13 protein-coding genes, 1 tRNA gene and 14 pseudogenes are annotated in these 22501 nt (G+C 66.1%); 16 read left to right on the top strand and 12 right to left on the bottom strand.

Translation table 11 applies throughout. The features are described from left to right. Positions 1-537: 537 nt before the first annotated feature. On the bottom strand, positions 538-981 hold the full coding sequence (locus ACZ50K_RS35830; RefSeq protein WP_468911263.1) for a hypothetical protein: 444 nt from the start codon (positions 979-981) through the stop codon (positions 538-540). 308 nt (positions 982-1289) lie between these two features. Here ACZ50K_RS35830 and ACZ50K_RS35825 point away from each other — a divergent pair. Continuing rightward, a pseudogene (locus ACZ50K_RS35825) lies at positions 1290-1542 on the top strand (helix-turn-helix domain-containing protein); the annotation flags it as partial. 31 nt (positions 1543-1573) lie between these two features. Here the strand turns inward: ACZ50K_RS35825 and ACZ50K_RS35820 are convergent. The 3 genes and pseudogenes from ACZ50K_RS35820 to ACZ50K_RS35810 form a co-directional block, all read right to left on the bottom strand. After that, positions 1574-2099 (bottom strand): annotated as a pseudogene (locus ACZ50K_RS35820) (IS3 family transposase); the annotation flags it as partial. 90 nt (positions 2100-2189) lie between these two features. Further along, positions 2190-2381: pseudogene (locus ACZ50K_RS35815) on the bottom strand (transposase); the annotation flags it as partial. Positions 2382-2507: 126 nt separating this feature from the next. Further along, complete coding sequence (locus tag ACZ50K_RS35810; protein ID WP_468911264.1) at positions 2508-3572, bottom strand: hypothetical protein; 1065 nt, start codon at positions 3570-3572, stop codon at positions 2508-2510. Positions 3573-4107: 535 nt separating this feature from the next. Between ACZ50K_RS35810 and ACZ50K_RS35805 the strand changes: the two are divergent. From ACZ50K_RS35805 to ACZ50K_RS35780, 6 genes and pseudogenes are all read left to right on the top strand, one after another. Beyond that, positions 4108-4422 (top strand): annotated as a pseudogene (locus tag ACZ50K_RS35805) (transposase); the annotation flags it as partial. A gap of 141 nt (positions 4423-4563) precedes the next feature. Next, complete coding sequence (locus tag ACZ50K_RS35800) at positions 4564-5439, top strand: tyrosine-type recombinase/integrase (RefSeq protein WP_468911260.1); 876 nt, start codon at positions 4564-4566, stop codon at positions 5437-5439. Then, positions 5436-6200, top strand: a pseudogene (locus ACZ50K_RS35795) (IS5 family transposase); the annotation flags it as partial. The gene ACZ50K_RS35800 and the pseudogene ACZ50K_RS35795, both read left to right, overlap by 4 nt. 238 nt (positions 6201-6438) lie before the next feature. Continuing rightward, positions 6439-7902 carry an amino acid permease gene (locus ACZ50K_RS35790; RefSeq protein WP_468911258.1) on the top strand — a complete coding sequence of 488 codons (1464 nt, stop codon included), beginning with the start codon at positions 6439-6441 and terminating at the stop codon, positions 7900-7902. A 162-nt stretch (positions 7903-8064) separates the two neighbouring features. After that, positions 8065-8985: a hypothetical protein gene (locus ACZ50K_RS35785; RefSeq protein ID WP_468911255.1), complete on the top strand. Its 921-nt coding sequence runs from the start codon at positions 8065-8067 to the stop codon at positions 8983-8985. A gap of 161 nt (positions 8986-9146) precedes the next feature. Beyond that, positions 9147-10535 carry a UDP-N-acetylmuramoyl-tripeptide--D-alanyl-D-alanine ligase gene (locus ACZ50K_RS35780; protein WP_468911252.1) on the top strand — a complete coding sequence of 463 codons (1389 nt, stop codon included), beginning with the start codon at positions 9147-9149 and terminating at the stop codon, positions 10533-10535. 32 nt (positions 10536-10567) lie between these two features. Here the strand turns inward: ACZ50K_RS35780 and ACZ50K_RS35775 are convergent, their stop codons facing one another. Both ACZ50K_RS35775 and ACZ50K_RS35770 read right to left on the bottom strand, forming a co-directional pair. Then, positions 10568-11839, bottom strand: coding sequence for a sensor histidine kinase (locus ACZ50K_RS35775; RefSeq protein WP_468911249.1), 1272 nt, complete (start codon positions 11837-11839; stop codon positions 10568-10570). A 468-nt stretch (positions 11840-12307) separates the two neighbouring features. Further along, positions 12308-12493 (bottom strand): annotated as a pseudogene (locus tag ACZ50K_RS35770) (HAD domain-containing protein); the annotation flags it as partial. Here ACZ50K_RS35770 and ACZ50K_RS35765 point away from each other — a divergent pair. Next, positions 12493-12687: pseudogene (locus ACZ50K_RS35765) on the top strand (hypothetical protein); the annotation flags it as partial. The pseudogenes ACZ50K_RS35770 and ACZ50K_RS35765 overlap by 1 nt on opposite strands. Positions 12688-12729: 42 nt before the next feature. On the opposite strand, the gene ACZ50K_RS35760 reads toward ACZ50K_RS35765, so the two are convergent. Further along, positions 12730-14415, bottom strand: a complete 1686-nt coding sequence (locus tag ACZ50K_RS35760) for a putative adhesin (protein WP_468911246.1) — start codon at positions 14413-14415, stop codon at positions 12730-12732. 229 nt (positions 14416-14644) lie between these two features. Here ACZ50K_RS35760 and ACZ50K_RS35755 point away from each other — a divergent pair, with 229 nt between their 5' ends. From ACZ50K_RS35755 to ACZ50K_RS35745, 3 genes and pseudogenes are all read left to right on the top strand, one after another. Next, the gene (locus tag ACZ50K_RS35755) at positions 14645-15439 is read left to right on the top strand and encodes a thioredoxin domain-containing protein (RefSeq protein WP_468911244.1); all 795 of its coding nucleotides are present in this window, start codon (positions 14645-14647) and stop codon (positions 15437-15439) included. Positions 15440-15638: 199 nt separating this feature from the next. Further along, a pseudogene (locus ACZ50K_RS35750) lies at positions 15639-15977 on the top strand (transposase family protein); the annotation flags it as partial. Positions 15978-16014: 37 nt separating this feature from the next. Further along, positions 16015-16587: pseudogene (locus ACZ50K_RS35745) on the top strand (transposase). Here ACZ50K_RS35745 and ACZ50K_RS35740 read toward each other — a convergent pair. Continuing rightward, the gene (locus tag ACZ50K_RS35740; protein ID WP_468911241.1) at positions 16581-17738 is read right to left on the bottom strand and encodes an IS30 family transposase; all 1158 of its coding nucleotides are present in this window, start codon (positions 17736-17738) and stop codon (positions 16581-16583) included. The pseudogene ACZ50K_RS35745 and the gene ACZ50K_RS35740 overlap by 7 nt on opposite strands. Positions 17739-17888: 150 nt before the next feature. On the opposite strand from ACZ50K_RS35740, the pseudogene ACZ50K_RS35735 reads away from it, so the two are divergent. From ACZ50K_RS35735 to ACZ50K_RS35725, 3 genes and pseudogenes are all read left to right on the top strand, one after another. Further along, positions 17889-18420: pseudogene (locus ACZ50K_RS35735) on the top strand (transposase); the annotation flags it as partial. Positions 18421-18472: 52 nt separating this feature from the next. Further along, a complete protein-coding gene (locus ACZ50K_RS35730) occupies positions 18473-18718 on the top strand; it encodes a hypothetical protein (RefSeq protein WP_468911238.1) in 246 nt (81 codons plus the stop codon). Positions 18719-19060: 342 nt separating this feature from the next. Further along, positions 19061-19204 (top strand): annotated as a pseudogene (locus ACZ50K_RS35725) (IS5/IS1182 family transposase); the annotation flags it as partial. A gap of 142 nt (positions 19205-19346) precedes the next feature. On the opposite strand, the gene ACZ50K_RS35720 reads toward ACZ50K_RS35725, so the two are convergent. Continuing rightward, entirely contained in the window at positions 19347-19748 is a 402-nt protein-coding gene (locus ACZ50K_RS35720) for a hypothetical protein (RefSeq protein ID WP_468911235.1), read from the bottom strand. Between the two features lie 129 nt (positions 19749-19877). Here ACZ50K_RS35720 and ACZ50K_RS35715 point away from each other — a divergent pair. Beyond that, positions 19878-19991: pseudogene (locus ACZ50K_RS35715) on the top strand (IS5/IS1182 family transposase); the annotation flags it as partial. A 132-nt stretch (positions 19992-20123) separates the two neighbouring features. Here ACZ50K_RS35715 and ACZ50K_RS35710 read toward each other — a convergent pair. Further along, a pseudogene (locus tag ACZ50K_RS35710) lies at positions 20124-20443 on the bottom strand (transposase); the annotation flags it as partial. 246 nt (positions 20444-20689) lie between these two features. On the opposite strand from ACZ50K_RS35710, the gene ACZ50K_RS35705 reads away from it, so the two are divergent. Next, positions 20690-20778: transfer RNA gene (locus tag ACZ50K_RS35705), tRNA-Leu, on the top strand. A 579-nt stretch (positions 20779-21357) separates the two neighbouring features. On the opposite strand, the gene ACZ50K_RS35700 is transcribed toward ACZ50K_RS35705, so the two are convergent. Together ACZ50K_RS35700 and ACZ50K_RS35695 are read right to left on the bottom strand one after the other, a co-directional pair. Beyond that, the gene (locus ACZ50K_RS35700) at positions 21358-21540 is read right to left on the bottom strand and encodes a hypothetical protein (protein WP_468911232.1); all 183 of its coding nucleotides are present in this window, start codon (positions 21538-21540) and stop codon (positions 21358-21360) included. Positions 21541-22269: 729 nt separating this feature from the next. After that, positions 22270-22501 (bottom strand): annotated as a pseudogene (locus ACZ50K_RS35695) (hypothetical protein); the annotation flags it as partial.

The following is a 22501-nucleotide window of genomic DNA, read 5'->3' as shown; positions in this document are numbered from 1 at the left end:
AGCCACAGCCCGACATCCTGGGATGAGACAGGAACAGGTCGCCTTCCATCCCATCGGCCACATCACGCGCCCCAGAGACATCGACCACCTTCTCACCCTCACAGGCACCACGATCCCGCACCCCAGAAATCGGCAGATACACCGCTGAGACAGGTGAAAACGACCTCTAAGGGCTTGCAGCGATACAGCCTTGGCCGCATCCAGTACAGAACCCCCGCTGATCGCAACGACGACTGAACGCCCGTGCCTTCGCCGTGCCCGAGTCGACCTGGGCGGTGGAGGCAGTGGCGCGACGAACCGTCGACGACTTCGGCGCCCTGAGATCTGTCACCGCCCGCTTCTCGAGTGAGTAGCCGGACCAGTCAATGCAACTCACCGACGCTGAAGTGGACTTCGACCGTCGCATTCCCGCAGCGTAGAACCTGCTCGATGGGTATGAGCAATCCCCCTGTAAGCGATGCGTGGCAGCCCGTCCGTGTTCCCGCGGTCCGACGGAGTCGAACTGCGTCCTCATAGTCCGGTTCAGAGCGAAACCGGTCAGGCAGCGGGTCTGTCGGCGATCGTGATTACGGTCGTGGGTCCACCATCGGACGTTTCCAGTCGTACAACGCACCTTCTGGCCGTGCCCACGAAGCACTTCGTCGTGGAGTTCCTGAAACTCGGCGTGACGACATGGATAAGTTCGTCAGTCGTACCGGCCACCTTGTACTCGACCATCGGGCCCTCGAGCCCGTCGAGTGGATCTCCGTGAAGCTGGAAGGACCATGTGTCCTCTTCTCCCGATTCAATTTTTGTTTTGTGTGCTATGCCGGGGGAAACTACCCAAATCCCATCGTTTTGAATCGACCAGTCGAGGACGATGGATTCTTTCAGGTTGTTCCGGACGGTAACCTTGCTGACCCCCGGAACATCTGCGACACCTCTCTCCATCGCCTCTACCGCAAGGTCTCGAGGCTTTACGGTGGCCAAAATCTGGCTCAAGCTTCGCTTCCTGAGTCGCACGGTCACCCTCCAAGGTCGCAGCAATACGATATTCCATCACTTGCGCTTTCTTATTTAGGTATCATTTCTACATCGGAAAACCCTAAGGTAGGATTAGGGCACCCTCATCAGAGGTGCGGCAGCGATGGCAGATTCGGCGTACGCGATGACCGGACGTGACGCGGCCTGCGAGTGAGCTTCTTCGAGTTGGCCATCGATCGGGTGACGGGCAGGGGCTCGTAGCGGGCGAGGCTCCCGGACGGTGAGCGATATGTCTCACGTCTCAACTCGTTTGCCAGGGAGCCTTGTTGGTCACCTATTCAGCCGCGCTGAACCTTCCGCATGCCCTCGTGGTGTGGGTGGCGATGCTGATCGTCACCCGGGAGGGTGACCGACGGTGCAAGCTGCCTGCCTCTCAGCGGGTCCTGATCACACTCGTGTATCTGCGCAAGGCACGACACCCTCGCCCAGATCGCGGCCGGGTTCAGGATTAGCGAGAGCACGCCCCACACCTATGTACACAGCGTGATCACACACCTGGCTGCCCGCGCTCCCTCACTCACCGGGCCTTCCCCCATGAAGGTGGGCGCGGTTATTGCTCACGCGGCGAGTGTGAGTTTAGCGGTGTGGTGTCGGCGTTCGTAGGCGTCGGGCTGAGGTGGCCGTTGGTGGAGTGTCGGCGGTGGGTGTGGTAGCGGGTGAGCCCGGCGAAGACGGTGCGGCGGCAGGTGGTGGCGTCGCCGTAGTCGTGGGCGCCTTGGAGGGTCTCGCGTTTTCAGTGAGGCGTGGAAGCTTTCGCAGGCGGCGTTGTCGGCGCTGGTGCCGACCGCGCCCATCGACCGGGTGACCCCGAGCTGGTCGCAGAGGCTGGCGTAGGCGCGGGATCCGTACTGGGCCCCGTGATCGGAGTGGAACACCGCCCCGTCCAGCGAGCCGCGGGTTGAGGCGGCCATCCTCAGAGCGTCGGAGACCAGGTCCGTGCGCATGTGGCCGGCGATGGACCAGCCGACGACCTTGCTGCTGAAGCAGTCCAGTACCGTCGCGAGATAGAGGAACTTCCCGCCCTGGAGCGGGAGATACGTGATGTCGCCCATGAGCTTGCGCCCGGGCTCGGTGGCGAGCTTGCGCTCACTCGCCTCGAGTTCCGCCACGCGAGCCTCCAGCCGCCGGACCCGCTCGTCCGGATCAGCGGCCGGCACCACCGCCCGCTGGGCGGCGGCCGGCTTCGCACCCGCAGCGGTGACGCCACGGCGTTCGCGGTCCCGCAGCACCCACTCCCGCAGGGTCGCCCGGTTGACGCCCAGGTCAACGGCGATGCTCTTGTACGTCGCCCCGGGTGTGGACTCGTACAGGGCCACAGCGTCGGACTTGAACTCGTCCGAATGGTCCTTCAGCGCCATCGGCGGTCTTCTCGCTTCCTCCGGATCAAGCAGATCCAGAATCAGCGTGTCCACCACTCAGGGGGAGGCCCCCGCCTGTGGAGGCCCTTGTATAGAGCAAGGCGAATGACGCCTGATCCTTGGCTGTCAGATGGCGTAATGCCAGGTGGTGAGCATGTAGGCGCCGTACCAGCAGCCGAACAGGGCGGCCGCGCCGAGGGTGATGACGGCGGTCCGGTTGGTGGCCTTGCTGATGGCGCGGGCAAGGGGGACGAGGAAGACCAGCGCGGGTATCAGCAGGCGGAGCTTGGAGTGGTAGAAGTTGCTCTGCCCGAGGGTGAGTACGACCAGGGCGCACCCGTAGACGAGAAGCGGGAGCCAGGTGGTGCGGCGGCATGCGATAACGGTGGCGCTGAGAAGGCCGAGGGTGAGGACGGCGGTGCTGACGGCGACCCATCCGTCGCCGCTCGTCAGGGTTGTACGGAGGAAGTCGAGATAGGTCCGGCCGTTGTCCCAATGGGTGCCCCAGCCGGCTTCCTGGATGAGGAACCAGGCGTCCAGCCGGTGAAGGCGGTTGCCCACCCACCACAGGTAGGCGGGCGTGGAGATGCAGGCTAGGGCAACCGCGGTTAGGGGGCGCCATGCGAGCCGTCGCTCACGGTAGAGATGCATGGCCACGGCAACAGTGATAGCTGCGGCGATGGAAACGGCTGCCGGGCGGGTAAGGCCGGCCAGGAGGGCAAGGGCGCCGGCCGTGAGCCACGCCTTGCGGTGCGCCGCCAGCAGGGCTCCCGCGCACAGTGCGAGGAAGAGGGATTCGCTGTAGGCCATGAAGAAGGCCAGCGCCATGGGCTGCGCCGCTGCCAGCAGCACGATGGCGACTATGGCTGTCCGTCTGCCGTAGAGCCTGGTCATCAGCTGCTGGACGGCGATCAGGGCAGCGATCATCGCCAGGTGCGCGGTGACGATGGCGGCGATGCCGACGTCCAGGCCGGTGAGCGTGTGGACGATGCGGCTCAGCAGGGGGAACAGCGGGAAGAATGCGAGGTTGTTCCCGGTCAGCTTCCCGTCGGCACCGTAGGTGAAGCTGTCCGGGTATCCGTGCGCCGCGATGCCGGTGTACAGGTGCCCATCCCAGGCGAGGAGCCGGTCCAGCAGGCCGGGGCTGCCGGGTCCGCTCATCAAGGCCAGCAGGACCAGGTGGGCGACCATGCTCGACACGTACACAGCGAACGCCGGCGCGGCCAGGCGACCGAATCGCTCCAGCTTCTCGGGCCAGCTATCGGGGACGCGCTCGGCCGGTGGCGTGTCGCGGGTGTGCCGATCTGACATCTCCACTGCAGACCGGTCGGAGATTGAACGTACGGGCCCTGGCATGGGTCGCCTCTGGCCACAGCATGTTGCGGACATCTTGAGGAAGCCGCACTGAGACACGTGGTTCACGTCGAGCTCTCCCAGCACCTGTAACGACCATCCGAACCTCCACTTTCAGTCAGATTGGGCTGAAAACCACTCCACCAACCGGCCCCCACGACGGTGGATCCCCACTCCCCTTCAGGGGCGTATCTGTCGCGGTCCATAACGGATTTACTGCGGCAGGCCCTCTACGGTGATCAATGCGACCTGCAGCCGGAGTGAGGTGTACGCATTTACTGCGGCGGTGCCGGAAGGGCGGGACAGACGTGTCGATCGAACAGATGGCCGAGCTCGGGAGTAAGGGTGCGCTCCGCCTGCAGCGCGCCCGGGCACGGACCACGGATCTCAATATTCGAGCAGGGCATTCGCTGAAATCTGCAGGTCAGCAGGGGTCCGGCAGAGCATGGGCGCGATCGGCTCCAGCGCGGACAACGCAGCCGCGGAAAGCTTCAACGCCGCCTTCAAGAGAGAGACACTCAAAGGCCGCAAAGCCTGGCCGAGCGAGCGCGAGGCCAGACTCGACGCCTTCCGCTGGCTGACCCGATACAACACCCGACGTCGGCACTCGCGCCTCGGCCAGCAATCCCCGATCGCCTACGAGAACGCCCTCCAAACAGCAGCAACTACCCCGGCTCAGGCCGCATAGATGTGTTCAAAATCCGGGGTCAAGGCCCCTTTCCGCCCCTCCCGCGTCGTACACCGCGGCGGTCGAGCGGTACCTCACCGGTGCGGGCATCGCGAATCCTCCGCGAGGATCTACCGGATCTCGCTGACGACGTGGGGATGGATGCTCACCGGTGAACCTGCGCCGACCGGGCCCGCCCCTCGGGGCGCGAAGCCGCCCGTCTTCCCTGTCGCCGCGATCGACGACCCGGCGCTGCCGGAAGTGCTGGCCGAGCTGGCGGCGGCGCGGGCGGACGAGATGGACGCCGATACCGTCAACCGGGAGCTGTCCATCGCGCGCAAGGCGACCGGCTGGTGGCAGCGCCAGGGCTGGATCGCCGTGGACCCGACGATCGGCATCGAACGGCGGCCGGCGCCGCCGGACCGCACCAAGGCCCTGGCCAAGAACCAGATCGCCGCACTGTGGCGCCTGGACGTCGCCCTGCGGGAGAAGACGTTCTGGAAGATGCTGCACGAGTCGGCGGCCCGCGCCGACGAGGTGCTGTGCCTGAACGTGGAAGACCTGTACCCGCAGGACAAGCGCGGGAAGATCACCGCCAAGTGCGGTGCCACGGAGTGGATCCACTGGCAGTCCGGCATCGCCCAGCTCCTGCCCCGCCTCATCGCCCGCCGCGCCCACGGCCCCCTGTTCCTCACCGACCGCAAGGCCCCGGCCGGGACGCCGACGCTCGACGTGTGCCCGGAGACCGGCCGGGCCCGGCTCTCCTACCGCCGCGCTGAGGAGATCTTCGAGGAGAACACCCGACTGCTGGCCAACCCCCTCGCCTCACCCGACGACATCGAAGACCTGGACGGCTGGACACTCCACCGGCTCCGCCACAGCACCCTCACTCGCGACACCGAGGACGGCACGTCCACCCCGATGCTGCTGGCCCGCTCCCGCCACGCATCCGTCCGCTCACTGGAGCGCTACGCCCGCCCCGGCGTCGACGCCCGACACGTCGCCGAACGCGACCCCGCCGCACGCCGCCGGCCGTGACACCCTCTTTTGCGGCAGACCCTTTCGAGCGCCGGGGCAGGGTTCTGGACTTCGGCCAGCCGCCCGAGCACGACCTGCGCGACATCATGGACGCGATCTTGTACGTCGACCGGACCGGGGTCCAGTGGCGCTACCTCCCGCACGACTTCCCACACTGGAACACGGTCTACGGCTACTTCGCCAAGTGGGCGGACGACGGCGTGTTCGCGCAGCTCAACGGCCTGCTCAGGCAGCTCCTGCGGGAGAAGGAAGGACGGGACGCCGAGCCCTCGGCCTGCGTGATCGACGCCCAGAGCGTCAAGACCTCCACCAGCGTTCATGCCTCCGGCCAGGGCATCGATGCCGGAAAGAAGATCGTCGGCAGGAAGCGGAACATCGTGACCGACACGCTCGGCCTGCTCCTCGCCGTGCTGGTCACCGCGGCGAGCGTCCAGGACTCGGTGGCCGGCACCGCACTGCTCGACCAGGTCGCCTCCGACCATCCCGCCATTCGTAAGGTGTGGGGCGACGGCGGCTACCGCCAGCATCTCGTCGAGCATGCCGCGACCCTCGGCATCGACATGAAGATCACCGCCCGCAAGCCCGGAACCAGGGGCTTCACCCCGATCCCGAAGCGGTGGGCGGTCGAGAGGACCTATGGCTGGCTCATGCTCCACCGCCGCCTGGCCCGCGACTACGAAACCCTGCCCACCCGCTCCGAAGCCGTCATCCACATCGCCATGGCCGACCTCATGGCCCGCCGCCTCACCGGCGAGAACACCATCCCTAGCGCGACCCGAGAGGACCACAGAACACCCGATTCCGGGATGAAACATCGAACGAAAACGACCTCTCAGCTAGTGCCGCCATTACCGGAAGGGGGGGGATCTTTAAGGTTGTTGTTGCTCTCGCGAACCATATGGTCTCCTGGAGTGATCGAAAGCCCGGGCCGCGTCAGAGGAATACCTCGAGCGGCCGGGTCTGCCCACACCACCGAACGCGTGAAGGCGAAGACACAGCATGAGCGACCGCACTCTGGCGAAGGCCTCCACCGTCCCGCCTCCGTCAGCGTCTCCGTCAATGCAGAGCGTCCATGTCGACGCCGGAGACGAGGGCTACAGCAAGGACCTGAAGGCCCGCCACGTCAACATGATCGCCATCGGCGGGGCGATAGGCACGGGCCTCTTCCTCGGCGCGGGCGGCCGGCTTGCAGGGGCAGGCCCCTCGCTGGCCATCGCCTACGCGGTCTGCGGTGTCTTCGCTTTCTTCGTCGTGCGGGCCCTCGGCGAACTCGTCCTGTACCGACCTTCTTCCGGGGCCTTCGTCTCCTACGCGCGCGAGTTCATGGGCGAGAAGGGTGCCTACACCGCGGGCTGGCTGTACTTCCTGAACTGGTCCACGACCACCGTGGCCGACATCACCGCCGTGGCCACCTACGCGCACTTCTGGGCCATGTTCAGCGATATCCCGCAGTGGATCCTCGCGCTGGTCGCCCTGTGCGTGGTCCTCACCGCCAACCTGATTTCGGTGAAGTACTTCGGTGAGATGGAATTCTGGTTCTCCATTGTGAAAGTCGGTGCCCTCGTCGTCTTCATGCTCGTCGGCATCTACCTGGTGGCCACCCGCCACCCCATCGACGGGCATGTACCGGGCTTCTCCACCATCGGCGGCAACGGCGGGCTCTTCCCGGCCGGTGTCCTACCGATGCTCCTGGTGATCCAGGGCGTGGTCTTCGCCTATGCCTCCGTGGAGTTGTGCGGCGTCGCGGCCGGCGAGACCGCCAATCCCGCGAAGATCATGCCGAAGGCCATCAACTCGATCATGTGGCGGGTAGGTATCTTCTACGTCGGCTCGGTGATCCTGCTGGCCCTGCTGCTGCCCTACACCGCTTACTCCGCGGATCAGAGCCCTTTCGTCACGGTCTTCGACAAGCTCGGCACCCCGGGCACCGCCGCGATGATGAACCTTGTGGTTCTCACCGCGGCGCTGTCCTCGCTGAACTCGGGGCTCTACTCCACCGGCCGCATCCTGCGCTCCATGGCGGTGGCAGGCTCGGCTCCCAAGTTCACCGCCCGCATGAACAAGGGCAAGGTTCCATACGGCGGAGTCCTCCTCACCGCGTCCTTCGGCCTCGGTGGGGTGGTCCTGAACAAGGTCATGCCGGGCGACGCCTTCGAGATCGTGCTCAACCTCGCCGCCCTGGGCGTCCTCGGCACCTGGGCGATGGTCATGCTCTGTTCACTCTTCTTCTGGCGCCGCGCGCAGCAGGGCGGAGTGGCACGCCCCGCCTACCGTCTGCCCTGGGCTCCGTACACGCAGATCGTGACCCTGGTCTTCCTCCTCGTCGTGCTGGTGCTGATGTGGTGCGACGGCGGTGTGGGCCGCTGGACTGTCGGGCTGATCCCGGTCATCGGCGCGGCCCTAGTGCTCGGCTGGTACTGCGTTCGGGGCCGAGTGGCCCGCATCGCGGCCTCCCTCGACTGACCGCCCTCGGGCCCGCCGGACGCCCGCGAGGACGGTGCCCCCTCCCCCGCCAGGACCCTCTGATCGGTGGAGTGGCGACATCTTGCCTACTCCCTACGCTGAAGACACCGACGCACTCGGCGCTCGGAAGTCACGACCCTCCTGTGGTCACGATGCGAAAGGGTGAGTTCGCTGTCCAAGTACACGCCCCGGGGCGAGATGACCCAGGAGGAGAGCGCCACGGCTAGGCGCAACGCCAAGCGGCGCCGGTACCTGGCCCACCGCGGCACCCCCTCCCGTAGCACCGATATCGCCGACGCCCAGAAGAACGTCCGGCGCCTCTATTACACGCACGGGATGACCGCCCAGGCCATGGCGGCGCAGAGCGGGACCAGCCGCGACACGATCATGCACCTGATCCATGGCTACCGGGTGGTCCAGGGCCAGCGGGTACCCGTCTCGTGCCTACTGCGGTCCACACTCGCAAAGCTCGTCGCGCTTGAGCCGGAAGCGCCGCCGGAAGAGGTTCGGGCCGGCTCGCACCTGCCCCCCCTCGGTACCCGCCGCCGTCTCCAGGCACTCAATGCCATGGGCTACGACTGCGTGTGGATGTCCGCACAGCTTGGGATCTCCGCAGGCAATCTCGGGTGCCTGATGCTGAGCAACCGAGGCCGCCGGTTCGTTTATGCCGGAACGGCACGTCGCGTCGCGGCCCTGTACGACCGCTACCAGAGCATCGACCCTCGCGAAGTAGGCCGCAGCGCCTGGCAGGTCAGCACCGCCAAGTCGCGGGCCCGCAAGAATGGCTACGCCCCGCCCTCGTGCTGGGAAGACGACGCAATCGACTCGCCCCACGCCGAACCGGAGTGGACAGGCGCCTGCGGAACAGCCCAGGGCTACGCCATTCACCGGCGCGAGAAGATCCCGCCCTGTCAGCCTTGCTGGAACGCCTTGCGCGCCAAGTCGGAAGCGGTCGCGGCGGACGTGCGTCCCTGCACCGGCGGCTCCTCCACGGGCCTCCCGGTCCTCCGCAGGAAGGACGGACGGCCCGCACCGGTCGCCGCCGGCCACAACGGCGGGCGCCGGACCGCAGTGGCTGCCTGAGCTGAACCCCTCGACCTGGGCCGCCCGCTGAGCGGGCCCGACCGCGCCTCGCCGAAACACCCTCCTGGCGGGGCGCGTACCCCTTTCCCGACATCAGCCGTGGCCCCCGGCTGGTGAACCCCGCGTCCGACCGCACCGGGCGCCAGGATTCCGAGGCCCCCATGATTCGCATGTCCTTGCAGGAAATCGCCCGGGCCGTGGGCGGAACGCTGTGTGACACCGACGATGCCCGCGCGGTGGTTTCCTCCTCTGTGGTGATCGACTCCCGCCGGGCGGAACCGGGCTCGCTGTTCGTCGCACTGCCCGGCGAGCACACCGACGGACACCGCTTCGCGCGGGCCGCCGTCGCCGCCGGCGCGACCTGCGTGCTGGCCGAGCACCCGGTGGGTGTTGCGGCCGTCCTCGTACCGGACACACGCCGGGCTCTGGCGATCCTGGCTCGTCAGATGCTGGCCCGGCTGCCCGCGGCGCGAGTGATCGCGGTGACCGGGTCATCGGGAAAGACCAGCACCAAGGACCTGCTCGCCCAGGTGCTAGCCACCGAGGACGTCACCGTCGCCACCCCGCTGTCGTACAACAACGAGATCGGGTTGCCGCTGAGCGTGCTGGGGGCCGACGAAGCGACCCGGTTCCTGGTATTGGAGATGGGTGCGCGGGGTTACGGCGAGATCGCCTACCTGACCGGAATCGCCCCGCCCGAGATCGGGGTGGTCACCAACGTGGGCACAGCGCACATCGGCGAGTTCGGTGACAGGAAGGCGATCGGAGCCGCCAAGGGCGAACTCGTAGAGGCTCTGCCCGGGAGCGGCCTGGCCGTTTTGAACGCCGATGACACCAGGGTCGTGGCTATGCGGCACCGCACGGCGGCCCGAGTAGTCACCTTCGGCCTCAACAAGGGTGACGTGCGGGCTACCGCGGTGGAGGTGGACGCTCACGGCCACGCCTCGTTCACGCTCTGCCACCGCGGCGAGGAAGCCCGGGTCCGAATGCGTCCACACGGTGCACACCACGTCTCCAACGCGGTCGCCACGGCAGCCGTCGCCATGGGGATCGGCATGCCCTTGTGCCGGGTCGCCGATGCTCTGTCTCGGGCCGAGCCGCTCGCGCCCGGACGGATGCAGGTGATCCGACGTGCCGACGACGTGACGGTCGTCAACGACGCCTTCAACGCCAATCCCGACTCCATGCGCGCTGCGCTCTCGGCCCTTGTCGCCATGGCTGGCGGGCGTCGCACCGTCGCGGTACTCGGAGAGATGCGGGAACTGGGCCAGAATTCTCCGCTTCATCACCTCGTACTCGGCTGCCGGGCCGCCCAGGCAGGTGTGCACGATGTCATCGCCGTCGGAGGCGGCGATGCCGCGCTCATCTCCCGTGGGGCCTCGGAGGCGGGCGCCTCCGCCACTCTGGTACCCGACCGGACAGCAGCGCTCGCACTTCTCAGCGCGCAGGTCCGCGACGGGGACATCGTCCTGCTCAAGGGGTCGCATGCCGTGGGTCTCGAAGAGACCGCGCTGCGCCTCGCCTCGGCAGGCCCTTCCGCCGCGACGTAGTCCGGGCGTCGGGGGGCGCGAGGTGCGTCGCCTCATGCGCCGGAGGGTCCCGGGCGGAGCGGGATCTCGATGACCGCGGCCGTTCCGTGCGGGGAGACGTTCTCCAGAGTGAACCGGCCGCCCATCGCCTCGATCCGGACGCGCTGCGAGGACACGCCGATATGGCCTTCTGCTGTCTTCGCGGCCAGCTCCCCCGGGGTGAAGCCCCTGCCGTCGTCGGTGACGGCCAGCTTCATCCGGTCCCCGGTCGACTCCACCCGTACCTCGACCTGGTCTGCCCGCGCGTGTCTGACGACATTGGAAAGGAACTCGGCGGCGGCACGGAAGATCAGTTCGTCGACCGGGGTGGGGCCGGCAATGCGGCAGGAGATACCGACCTTGAATCCGCCCCGGGCCGCGGCTTCCTCGCAGAGCGGGCGAAGGGCATGCTCCAGCCCGGCCGCCCGGACCTGGTCGGGATGCAACTCGGTCACGGACGAGCGGAGGTGCCGGACCGCGTCGTCGAGGGCGGTCTCCAGCCTGGCCAGGGGCTCGACGACGGGCTCCGTCGCCGACTGCCCGATCTCGTCCGCGTCCAGCCTGGCCGCCAGGACACATTGCAGGGCACCGTCGTGCAGGACTTCCGAGATCTTCCGCCGCTCGTCCTGTTCCACTGTGATCACCTGACCCAGCAGCTCCGACCGTTGCTGGACCAGACCCGCGATGGTCGAGACTCTGGACCGCTGGATTCCCGAGAAGAGCGTGCAGCACAGGGACACCATCACGATGAACGCCGAGTGGGTCAGCAGGTATACCCAGTCGGGGGGAGCGGCCGAGGCCGCCGCAGCGAGATAGGCGATGGCGGCGGTGGCACCCGCCAAAGCGGTGACGTAGGGGAAGAGCTGAAAGGCGGCGAGGAGCGGCACCAGGAAGTAGAGGTCGTCGAAGAGCGTGATGTAGTTCGACGTGTCCTTGGGGAATCCGCCCGAGAGCGAGAGCACCGAAGTGATAGCCGCGAGGTCGAGGAACATGGGCCCGACGGTTCCCGCGAGGGGCGTCAGCCGGTTCCATCGCGCGATGAGCAGGAAGAGGTTGACCGCCGCGTAGCTCCACATGATCGTATAGGCGGCCGCCGCGTTCTCGCGCGGCGGGAAGACGGTCATGTTCATACTGAACAGGACGATAATAATCCCGACGCGGACCGCACTCTGGATGCGCAGAGCGAGCCAGGCGTGATCTCGGATAGCGTCGGTCACGGACGCCCCCGGCAGGGCGTCCCTGCGGGTGAAGACCGGCCAGGAGAACCGTACGGAGTCACGCCACATGGCGGCTTCTCCTCTGTCTGTCGTTGATCTGTGTGGCCGGCGCTCCGGCACCCTCACCGTAAGGGCTGGCAGCGTCGCTGGCGTTCGCGCTCACCGGCCGGCGGAGTTCCTTCTGACCACGGTGAGGGCCACGACGGCCGCGATCAGCACAGCAAGACCCAATAGCGGCAACACCCCCGGCCCGATCGGGCACCGACGTTCTTCTTCGCGATGGGCCGGGCAGGAGCCCGCTGGGCTCCCTCCCGCACTTCACCGACCGGCCGGGGCTGCCCGAGTGAGGTCCCGTTGCTGACGTCATCCGCTTGCGAAAAACCCAGTCGAGCAGGGTGCGGGCCTCCTCGTAGATGGAAAGCCGGCCGGGTGTCCTGGGGCGCATGACAGTGACGATGAGAGTTCGGCCCTGTCTGCGGGCCGCTGCGATCAGCGTGGAGCAATTGTCAATTCCTGTGGATCACCGCGGGGGCGGCCTCAAGTGGCCCGTAGCCACTGATCGAGGATGGTGAAGTCTTCGTCGGTGAGGCCGCGGGGGGATGCGATGTGGTGGAGGAGGGTCGGGGTGGGGTGGTGGGTGGACACCCAGTCTCGATCGGCGTCGGTGATCTCGTCGTCGACCCAGACGAACGGGCGTCCGTCCGCCCATGCCGCCAGGGTTCTACCTCGCGGTCATGGCCCGCGCGGCAGCAAAGGGGGGTGCAGAAACGGTTCCGGCGCCATGGTCCCATTCACCGTGGCAGAAGTCCGACGGCTCCGGGCGCTCGCCACATTCCCGGTCGGCCTCGGGGACACCGCCGTCTTCTGGCGGTTGGGCACGTCCCGAGCTGGACCGATACAGGACCACCTCCTGGTGAGCTGAATCTCGCCGCCTGAACAAAACGTCGGGTTTTCGCGTCCTACTCGAACACGAGGCTGCCCCCATACGAGCCGCAGGCCATAGTGACCTCTCGCCGGTACTCTGCCGGAATTCCAGTAACCACGATTCGATCCATTTGACGACCCTTAAGGAGGGTGCGCTGATGGTGGATCCGCAGCCTTGCCGAGAATCGCGTAGAAGATTTTGCGCTATCGAGCATCTCGCGGATGTTACGACTCGAGTCCCCTACCATCACAAATCCGTCGACCACCGCGAGTGGAAGAGTCTTCGCCTCTTCTCCTACATGCGCGGACGCAGACCTGATCGCATCCTCGTTACGGGCCACGATCTCGTCACTAAACCCGATCACCATTCCGAATACATTAAAGCGCGGATCGATGAGGCCCAGGCGTTCCTGCTCCTCAGCCGTGAATCTCTTCCAGAAGGCGTGCTTTGCGGACATCGGTAGGAAGTGGAACCCCTCCAGTTCCCTTCTGGCTTGGGAAATATGCTTCTCCAGGCCGGATTTTCCGCTCTTTATGGCCTTCAGCAAGGTGCTCACGCCGGTGCCCCTGCTCTCGGGGAGGTACGAATTCAGATAGAACTTGACCGGGTCTTCAGCACAAGCAATGCGGGCTTGGGCTGCATAGAGCGCCAACCGCAGCGGGGTATAGGCTGACTGAAGCAGGACTGCATCCTCAGTCGAAACAGACTCCATCTTCTTGATCAAGAGAGCATCGTCTCCTGCTGTCACCTTGCAAATTGCCTTGGCCGCCTTCGACCATTTGCCAAGGCTCCCCTTATCAAGCCTTGTGGCACGGTGAAGGTCGTACGGCGTATTACCGGACTGCCCAATGATACCGGTGCATACCAGCATCCTGAGTTCTTTCACCTCCCTGTACACGTCCAAAAGTCCACCACATTCATGCCTCCCTCGGCGTTCGCAACGGCCAGGGTCATCGCATAGCTTCATTCGCCTATCCACCAGGGCGAAATTACCTGTATCCTCCATGGCGAGATATTCCACTACATCTTCTGGTCGCTTATCGGCGCCCAGGCCGTAATTCCGGATGTAAATAGCAGATTCTGACGCGTCATATGTGCGGACCGGCTTTACCGTGTCCTGGTGGCGTATCACGAGCAACGTGTTGGCCTTGGATATCTTTTCGCCATGGTTCTGGTAGAAGGTAATTTTTGCCCCCTTTGGTAGGAAGGTCATCGCGCTCCCCTCGCGGTAGCTCCCGTGTCCCACTACCCATTTGAATTCTGAGCTGAATTTAACATCTTTTATTCCCTTTGCCCTGGGGCGCCTGCTGCGCTCCTTAGCTTCCTGACCCCTGTGTCGATCCGCCTTCGTCTCGCTGTGTCCACCCTGCTGCCCGTACCGCTGCCCGTGCTGCTGAGAGTGGGCGTGCGTGAGGGCGATTTCTACGTCGTACGAAAAGTCCAGAATAAGTTCCTCGAACGTCACCTCGGGGAGGAATGACAGAAGCACAGTCTCGAAAATTTCTTGGCGAGCCTTCTCGGCCGTTTCGAATTCTTGAATGTCGATGCATTCCTGGTGTAGCCGAAACTCATTGATCCACATCGCGAAGCATTTCAGCCAGGCGAAATTACACGGATCGAAGAATTCGTCCTCTGATCGAGGGAGGGCTCCGGAGGGTATTTCCTTTTTCCACGGCATCGTGGATTGCTCCTCATTTACGCAGTAAAGGGTGTACGGCACGGATCCTAAACAATTTGACCATTTCCGTGGAGCGCCTCCGAGGCAAGAATCAGGGCAGATGTCCGGGACGCCGTCACAGAGCAGACTCCGGGTGGCCCCGCTCCGAGGCCGGTCGCGCCGGGTGGCGTCGGGGGGGCCTCGACCAGGCCTGACGGGCACACCCAATGGAAGGGCGGGTTGGCACGGGTTGGATCACGTTAGTACATAGCTAAGGATTATTTAGGATTTCGTGCCCGACAGTATCCGGATGGGAATCATGAATAAGGTAAGGCCGAACCGCCGCATGCGGTGCCTGCCGAAACTGGCGATCGGCGGGGCGCTGGTTGCTGTGCTCGGCCTTGCCGTGGGCATGGGTGTCTACGCATCGAGCTCCTCTGCTCCGAGCGGTTCGACGAGCAAGGTTGCGGAAGAGCTCTATGTACAGCCCGCCCACACCACGGGCAAGGACGGGATCATCGTTCCCTACGGCAATCCGGACGCGAAGCACACGCTCACCGTGTGGATGGACATGCGCTGCCCGTTCTGCGCGGGCTTCGAGCAGGGTCTCGGCTCTACCGTGAGGGAACAGGCCGATGCTGGCGAATACAAGGTCGAATACCGGTTCGCCACCTTCCTCGACTCGGCACTCGGCGGCGGCAAGGGCTCCAAGATGGCGTTGAACGCCCTGGGCGCGGCGGTCAACGAGAGCCCGGAGAAGTTTATGGAGTACGTCCAGGTGCTCTTCAAGAACCACCCGCAGAAGGAGACGGACGACGAGTACGGATCCACCGCTACCTTGCTGGACCTCGCTGGCAAGGTACCGGGCCTGCGGACTCCCGCCTTTGACAAGGCCGTCAAGGATCTCACCTACATGCCTTGGGTGGAGCGGGTGGGCCTGGCCCTTCAGGACGAGGGCATCCAAGGCACCCCGACGGTCCTCGTCGACGGCACGGCGATCACGGTCAACTCAGGTAAGGGCATCGAATCCATCTCCCCGGACGCCTTCAGGAAGCTGATCGTCGAGAATCAGAAGAAGGACCAGTAGCCGTAGCTGGGCGTCACCTGCGGTGGTCGCGGGTGCCCTCCGGGCGGGCTCCTCGTGGCGGGGGCCCGAGGCCGCGCGGCCCGCGGCCGTAAGCTCACGGGCTCCGCCAGACGAGGCGCGATGGGGGTCTGTCCAGTAAACGGCTCTGTCTCACATTCGGTGGTAACGCTGAGTGGTGACGGTCGTTGTTGTTGGCGTGATGGATGTCAACGAGCTTGTGCAGATGGTGTTTTCGGGGATATCGCCGCTGGTCATCGAGGATGTGGTCGATGAGGGCGGGCGGGTCGTGGTGAGGGCGCGGGCTCCGAGAGAGCCTGCGGCCTGCCCGGTGTGCGGGGTGGCGTCGGGGCAGGTGCACGGCTATCACTGGCGGACGGTGGCCGATGTACCGGTCGACGGCCGACAGGTGGTACTCCGAGTACGGGTGCGGCGCCTGGTGTGTCCCACACGTGGGTGCCGCCAGACTTTCCGCGAGCAGGTGCCAGGGGTGCTGGAGCGCTATCAGCGACGCACTACCCGTCTGACCAGGGACTGTAAAACGTTCGGTGTAACTCCCGATCATGGAGGATGCACCGATGACGAGTGAGAACGTGACCGAGGACGTCGAGCCGGCTGGGCCGACGCCGTCGAAGACGGTGGACGACCGGCTGATCGACGAACTGGTCTCCCGTGCCCAGGCCGAGGGCTTGCAGCTGACCGGCGAGGGCGGCCTGCTCCAGCAGCTGACGAAGCGGCTGCTGGAGTCCGCCCTGGAGGGCAAGACCACCGACCACCTCGGCTATGACAAGCACGACCCAGCTGGCAAGAACGGCGGTAACTCCCGCAACGGAACGCGGGCCAAGACCGTCCTGACGGACGTCGGTCCCGTGTAGATATCCGTGCCCCGCGACCGTGACGGCTCGTTCGAGCCGAAGATCGTCAAGAAGCGGCAGAAGCGTCTGACCGGCGTGGACGAGATGGTCATCTCGCTGTCCGCGAAGGGCCTGACGACCGGCGAGGTCCAGGCCCACGTGGCCGAGGTCTATGGCGCCGAGGTCTCCCGCCAGACGATCTCCACGATCACCGACAAGGTCATGGACGGGATGGCCGAGTGGCAGAACCGGCCCCTGGACCCGGGGCGGTTTCCACTGGTCGTTGCGAATCAGTAGTAGGCGAGTTCTCTTGACCAGCGTCTCATGGCCTCGGCGGGGGTGCGGTCTCCGAGAACGATGCGGGGGCGTTCGTTGAGTTCGCGTTCGACTTGCGCGAGGTCGCGAGCGGTGTAGCGGGCAAGGCTGGTGCCCTTCGGGAAGTACTCCCGAAGCAGCCCGTTCGTGTTCTCGTTGGTGCCGCGCTGCCAGGGTGAGTGGGGGTCGCAGAAGTAGATCCGGAAACCGGTCAGCTCTTCTATCTTGGCGTGGTGGTAGAGCTCGCGGCCCTGGTCCCAGGTGAGCGTGCGGCGGAGGGAGGCGGGCCAGCCGGCGGTCTGGGCGACGAGCGCGTCGCGGACTTGCGGGGCCTTCCAGCCGGCGGGCAGGTGGATGAGCCGTGTGTAGCGGGTGGCGCGGTCGACCAGAGTGCCGATGGCGGATCCCTGTCTTTTGCCGACGATCAGATCGCCCTCCCAGTGCCCGGCCCGCCCTCGGTCCTCGGCCTCGCGGGGGCGGGTGTGGACCGGTCGCATGTTCGGGATGGCGTTCTTGGAGGGTATGCCACGGCGCTGCTTCTTCCGGCGGGTCCTGCGCGTGCGCAGGCGGGCGGTCCTCTTGTCGAGGAGTCCGTTGTAGAGAGCACGGTAGATCGTCTCCGGACACACGTTCATGTCGGGCCGGTCGGGCTGCGTGCGGGCGAGGTGACGGGTGATCTGCTGCGGTGACCAGCGTTCTTGCAGCTTGCCGTTGATGGTCTCTCGCAGTGCGGGGCTGACGCGGAGCTTCTCCGGCTTCGGGCGGGCCCGGCGCAAGATGGCCTGGTTGTGTGACCACCACGGGCTGTAACGGCCATCGGGACCCCGGCCGCGGGAGATCTCCCGATAGACCGTTGATCGGTGCTTACCGATCTCCTCGGCGATGTGCGCGGCGGTTCGGCCTGCGAGCAGGCCCTCGGCGATGGCGATGCGGTCGTCCTGGGTGAGGTAGCGGTCGTCGATGGGCATATCGGGCAGGAGCATGCGTCCAGCCTTGATGAACCACAGCGAACCCGCGCTGGTGGATACGCCCACCCGGCGGGCAGCGGCTGCCCCTTTCAGGCCACCTCTACGCAGTTCGAAGTACCGCTTCGGCACCGACAGCGGCAGACGGTTCGGCGGATACCTCGACATCGGATCGGCTCCTTCCCAGAGTCGCGACCACCGATGCAAACCGCCCGGCGGCGGGGCGGATTCAATCGGTCCTCGCAACACCTGTGTGAGCTGGAGGTTTGCGGTGGGTGTGGGGATTCGGCAGGGGCGGTGCGGGAGTATCGGGGGCTGATGCCCTCGTTGGGGCGGCCGGGTGTTGCGTGGCGTGAGGACTGGGTCAGGTTCTGGGCGGCGATCGCGCGGGGGCTGAGTTCGGTGGATGCCGCGGCCGTGATCGAGGTTTCGCCTGCGGTGGGGTCCCGGTGGTTTCGTCATGCTGGCGGGGTGAATCCGTGCCTTGCTCCGGCCGCTACTTGTCGTTCGCCGAGCGGGAGGAGATCGCGCTGTTGCGTGCCCGGAACCTCGGGGTCCGTGCGATCGCACGGTGTCTGGGGCGCTCGCCCTCGACGATCTCGTGGGAGCTGCGGCGCAATGCCTCGACGCGGAGCTACCACCTGGAATACCGGGCCTCGCTGGCGCAGTGGCACGCAGAGCGGCGGGCCCAGCGGCCGAAGAGGGCGAAGCTGGTGGCCCACGACCACCTGCGCGAGTACGTCCAGGACCGGCTGGCCGGGACCATCGTCCACGCCACGGCCGGCCGGCCGTCGCGGGACCGCAGGTGCCACCGTGGCAGGGCAGGAACAAGCCCCGCCTTCAGGACCGGCGCTGAGCGTCGGCCTGGCGGCTCGCCGGGCGGCCCAGGGAGCTCCACGCCGGTGGAGGTCTTGCAGGCGATCAACGTGGTGCTGCCGTCCGGGCTGGTCGTGCCGGACATCGTCGTCGCGGACGCGGGCGCGACCGCCGAGGACGGCGTCAGCATCGACGCGGAAGCCGTCCAGCTGATCGTCGAGCTCGTCTCGCCCGGCAACAAGACCATGGACCGCACGTTCAAGCTCGTACTCTACGCCGAGGCCGACATCCGCACTTCTGGCGGCTGGAGTTCGACCCCGCTCCGCGCCTGATCGTCAGCGAGCTCGCCGTCGGCCGCTACACGGAGAGGATGATCGCCCTGCCCGGGGCGAGCACCCGCATCGAGGCGCCCTTCACCTTCGAGATCGGCCCGGCCGCACTGACTGAGGCAAAGCGGCCCAGCTGAAGGTCCGGACGCTCCCGGAGGCCAGACAGCGTGCAGCCCCGGACGTTCTCGCGAACGCCCGGGGCTCAGTAGGGTCCGGCCGTACTGCCCCAGAGCGCTCTGGTCACCGGCCCTGACCCGTACACCCAGAACTCCCCAGTGCAGGTCAGAACAGGTGCAAGACCTTGAGCTCACCGACGTGAAGGGCTGGCGGAAGCCGGCTTGGTGCAGTCACGCCAAGGTCGGCTGCGTCGGCGAGCAAGCCATGGCCGTCCTGAAGGGCTTGCGTCTCCTCCGGAAGCTGCGCTGCAGCACCCACCGGATCGCCGACATCGTGAAGGCAATCCTCACCCTCCACCACGCCCCAATTTGAGGTTGGAAGGGGCTCACCGAGCGTTTTCAGTCTGGAATCGACCGAGGACTCTCTGAGGGGCCTGACCTGCAGGACGCTGAAGGTGTGTCACCCGACCGTTGGGCGCGTTGAAAGAGCTCACTGAGGGGCGGTTCCACCGGCCCTACTTGATCGACTGAACCTTGAGAGTAGTGAAATTACTCCACAGGGTAATTTCCACTGTATCAGGCGGCGTGACGATACTGCGCCCCTTCGCTATCTCGTGACTCTCTTTTCCTCCTGAGGAGTTCGCGAAAGTGACATTGGCGCTTCCAATAGCAGCATGGCCACTCTCGTTCAGGAGCGTGATGCGCGCGCCGTTCAATGCGCCAAGCTGGCCAGTGGCAACACACTCTACCGGCTTCCGGCTAAGTGAAACGTTACCAGAAAAACATCCTTGGCCAACCTCTATCGACCCGGCCTTCACTGACATGCCAGTCGTACTGGCACTGGAAACCCCGGCGAAGGATGTAACTGCAATACCAGCACCTGCAGCAGTCACCGCTAGCAAAGAGAGGATTCTCATTAAGCATCCCTTCAGAGCCTCAAATCCGCCGTTGTGAGACCTGACAGTCCATCCTCCGGGGCTCGCGACGGCGGAAAGTATGTTAAGTCTATGCACCCACAAGTGGCAGCGCATCCCGGCGATTCGACTCCCGAAGCACCGAGGCCCGGCTTTGTGCTGCTGCCCAAGAGGTGGATCTTCGAGCGGCTCTTCGCCCACCTGATGCGAAGCCGCCGCCTGGCGCGCGACTTCGAACCCACGCCAGCCGGAGGCCGCGGTGAATTACTCCGAGCCGCTACTGCTCGCCGTTGCTGTCGAATGGGGCCCGGCCGCGCTTGTCGCACGCCCGCTCCCGACTGGAAATCTCCTGGGCAGAGGTCGTTTTCGTCCGATGTTTCATCCCGGAATCAGGTGTTCTGTGGTCCTCTTCGGGTCGCGCCAGGGATGGTGTTCTCGCCGGTGAGGCGGCGGGCCATGAGGTCGGCCATGGCGATGTGGATGACGGCTTCGGAGCGGGTGGGCAGGGTTTCGTAGTCGCGGGCCAGGCGGCGGTGGAGCATGAGCCAGCCATAGGTCCTCTCGACCGCCCACCGCTTCGGGATCGGGGTGAAACCCCTGGTCCCGGGCTTGCGGACGGTGATCTCCATGTCGATGCCGAGGGTCGCGGCATGCTCGACGAGATGCTGGCGGTAGCCGCCGTCGACCCACACCTTACGGCCACTGGATCACCGTCATGGTCGAAGGAACGCAGAGTCGAGGCCACCGTGAACCGGGCCATCGCTATCCCGCGCGGCACTACGCCAGCCCGTGCTGTCCGCGCCCACCGCCCCGCGTACGCGCCGAAGCTGCCAGGCACCCGGGAACGGAATACAGTGGCGGCACCGCTTCACGGCACAGCAGGCCAGCCACAGCCCCTGGCATCAGGAAACCGACCCGGCCGGCAGCAGCAGCGTGAAGTGCAAGGGAGTGTGGCGGAACAGGCAGACGCCCCGGCTTCAAGTACCGGTGCCCCTTCGCGGGCGTGAGGGTTCGACTCCCTCCACTCCCACCACACCCCGTCCGCACTGGAAGACCACGCGGACCCCACCAGCAGGCCCCCAGACACACGGCACCGCAGTCCGCAACAGATTCCCCACAGGCCTATGCCATCCAGCGCGAGCCCCCACCCGGCTCCACTTCCACGAACCTCTCGCCGGGCTCTGGCTGTGACGGAGTCCATGCAGGTGGGGCGACACCCATCTTCCTCCACGTCCAAAGCCAACCTCACAGGAGCACAGGATGCTCCCAGGTCAACCTCTCCAACGGCCCGCAGGAGCCAGCGGGCACACGAGGTCACCAGCCAGCCGAAGATAGCAGCAGACACGCACAGCAGGCAGCACGGAAGACGTCCCCGCCTTGCATCCGTAGGGAACGGCAACCCGAGAAACCCTCCCGGGGCCTGGCGCGCCGTCGCGGGCATAGGGCCCCGCACCCGGCTCCTGTCCCTTCACTCTGCCAGCCCTCTCACGCTGTCCTGTCCCCTCTCCGGTCTCCGGCAGGTGGCCGATGTCCGCTGGGCCCAGCCGTTCGGGGCGGGCCCGCAGACAAGCGCGAGTGCCCGAACGGGCAGAGAGAGAACGGGCCCGGCTGGTCAGGCCACGTCCGCGTCCGGTACGGCGAGCAGGTGCAGGGCCCGGTGCTCGGCAGCGGCCTGCGCGGCCCCGGCACCGAGCAGCCCTGTGGCCGCCGCCTCTTCCACCGCCCCGCTGAGCTCCTCACAGCGGGCACAGCCCTCCACCCATCCGGGCAGTAGTTCGAGGTGGCGGTTGGCCACATGGCGCGCCAGCCTCGCCCAGGCCGGACCGGGTGTGCCACGACCGGGGCCGGATTCCCCTGCACATGCAGCCTGGCGAGCGCTCTGGCGCAGCCGGACGCATTCCGGGCAGGTCAACGCCACGCCCGCTGACGCGGTATCGGTACTCATACCTGCGAAGGTAACGCTGGCAGGGCTCCCGTCCCCTGCTTGACCCGGCGGGCGGTCTGTGAGCTGTCGGTGGTGCCGACATACATGTCGCTGCTGCCGACATGAACCACCCTGACCGGGACGGGCACCTCCCGTGCACGCCGCATGCTGGTTACCGGCCTCGGCCATGCCGCAGGGGGATGCGGTTCAGCCGGGGTGTGGTCTGTGCTGGGCGCATCGGCGGGTTGCCGCGTGGGCTCTGCGGCTGCGTGAGCGGGCGGCCCGCCAGCAGGGCTGATTCAAAGCAGTGGTGATCTTGTTGGGGTGCTGGTCAGGTGATGCCCAGGGGCTTGAGCGGTCGGTTGAATGGTTCGTAGGACGCCTCGCGGAGTCCAGCGGCGATGCTGCGGTGTCCTGCGTCGCGGAGTGCGTTGATCGCGAGGTTGCGGAGGGTGGCCCGGTTGGCCGGTCCGTGGCCGGTGCGGATCTTCGAGGCGTCCTCGGCGAAGGTGGTGTCGCGGACGTGGTGGAGCCGGTTCTCGATGGTCCATTGTGACCGGGCCGGCCAGGAGATCCGCTGCGGGCAGGCTTGGGCCGAGGTCAGGTCTGTGATCGCGTAGACGGTCTCGCGGTCACCACGATATTGCGCAGGTCGAACGGTGCGAGCAGAGCGGCGAAGCAGGTGATCTCGTTCGTCTTGCCCGGTACGGGCAGCTGGCTGACGGTGCGGCCTTCACCGGTCATCGCGGCCAGGAGATGCACGGCCGGGACGGCGCCGTGACGCGAGCCGCGGGCGCGCTTTCCGTCCACCGCGACGGTATCGGCCCCGGCC

This window comes from Streptomyces sp. NPDC033845, assembly GCF_055576225.1.
This window is presented reverse-complemented; position numbering and strand designations above follow the sequence as displayed.

What these genes read in the sequence shown, in the direction of transcription:
- ACZ50K_RS35810 (WP_468911264.1), bottom strand. Translation starts at nt 3,572, where the DNA reads ATGGTCGCCCACCTGGTCCTGCTGGCCTTGATGAGCGGACCCGGCAGC.
- ACZ50K_RS35800 (WP_468911260.1), top strand. Translation starts at nt 4,564, where the DNA reads ATGCTCACCGGTGAACCTGCGCCGACCGGGCCCGCCCCTCGGGGCGCG.
- ACZ50K_RS35790 (WP_468911258.1), top strand. Translation starts at nt 6,439, where the DNA reads ATGAGCGACCGCACTCTGGCGAAGGCCTCCACCGTCCCGCCTCCGTCA.
- ACZ50K_RS35780 (WP_468911252.1), top strand. Translation starts at nt 9,147, where the DNA reads ATGATTCGCATGTCCTTGCAGGAAATCGCCCGGGCCGTGGGCGGAACG.
- ACZ50K_RS35775 (WP_468911249.1), bottom strand. Translation starts at nt 11,839, where the DNA reads ATGTGGCGTGACTCCGTACGGTTCTCCTGGCCGGTCTTCACCCGCAGG.
- ACZ50K_RS35740 (WP_468911241.1), bottom strand. Translation starts at nt 17,738, where the DNA reads ATGTCGAGGTATCCGCCGAACCGTCTGCCGCTGTCGGTGCCGAAGCGG.
- ACZ50K_RS35720 (WP_468911235.1), bottom strand. Translation starts at nt 19,748, where the DNA reads ATGAGAATCCTCTCTTTGCTAGCGGTGACTGCTGCAGGTGCTGGTATT.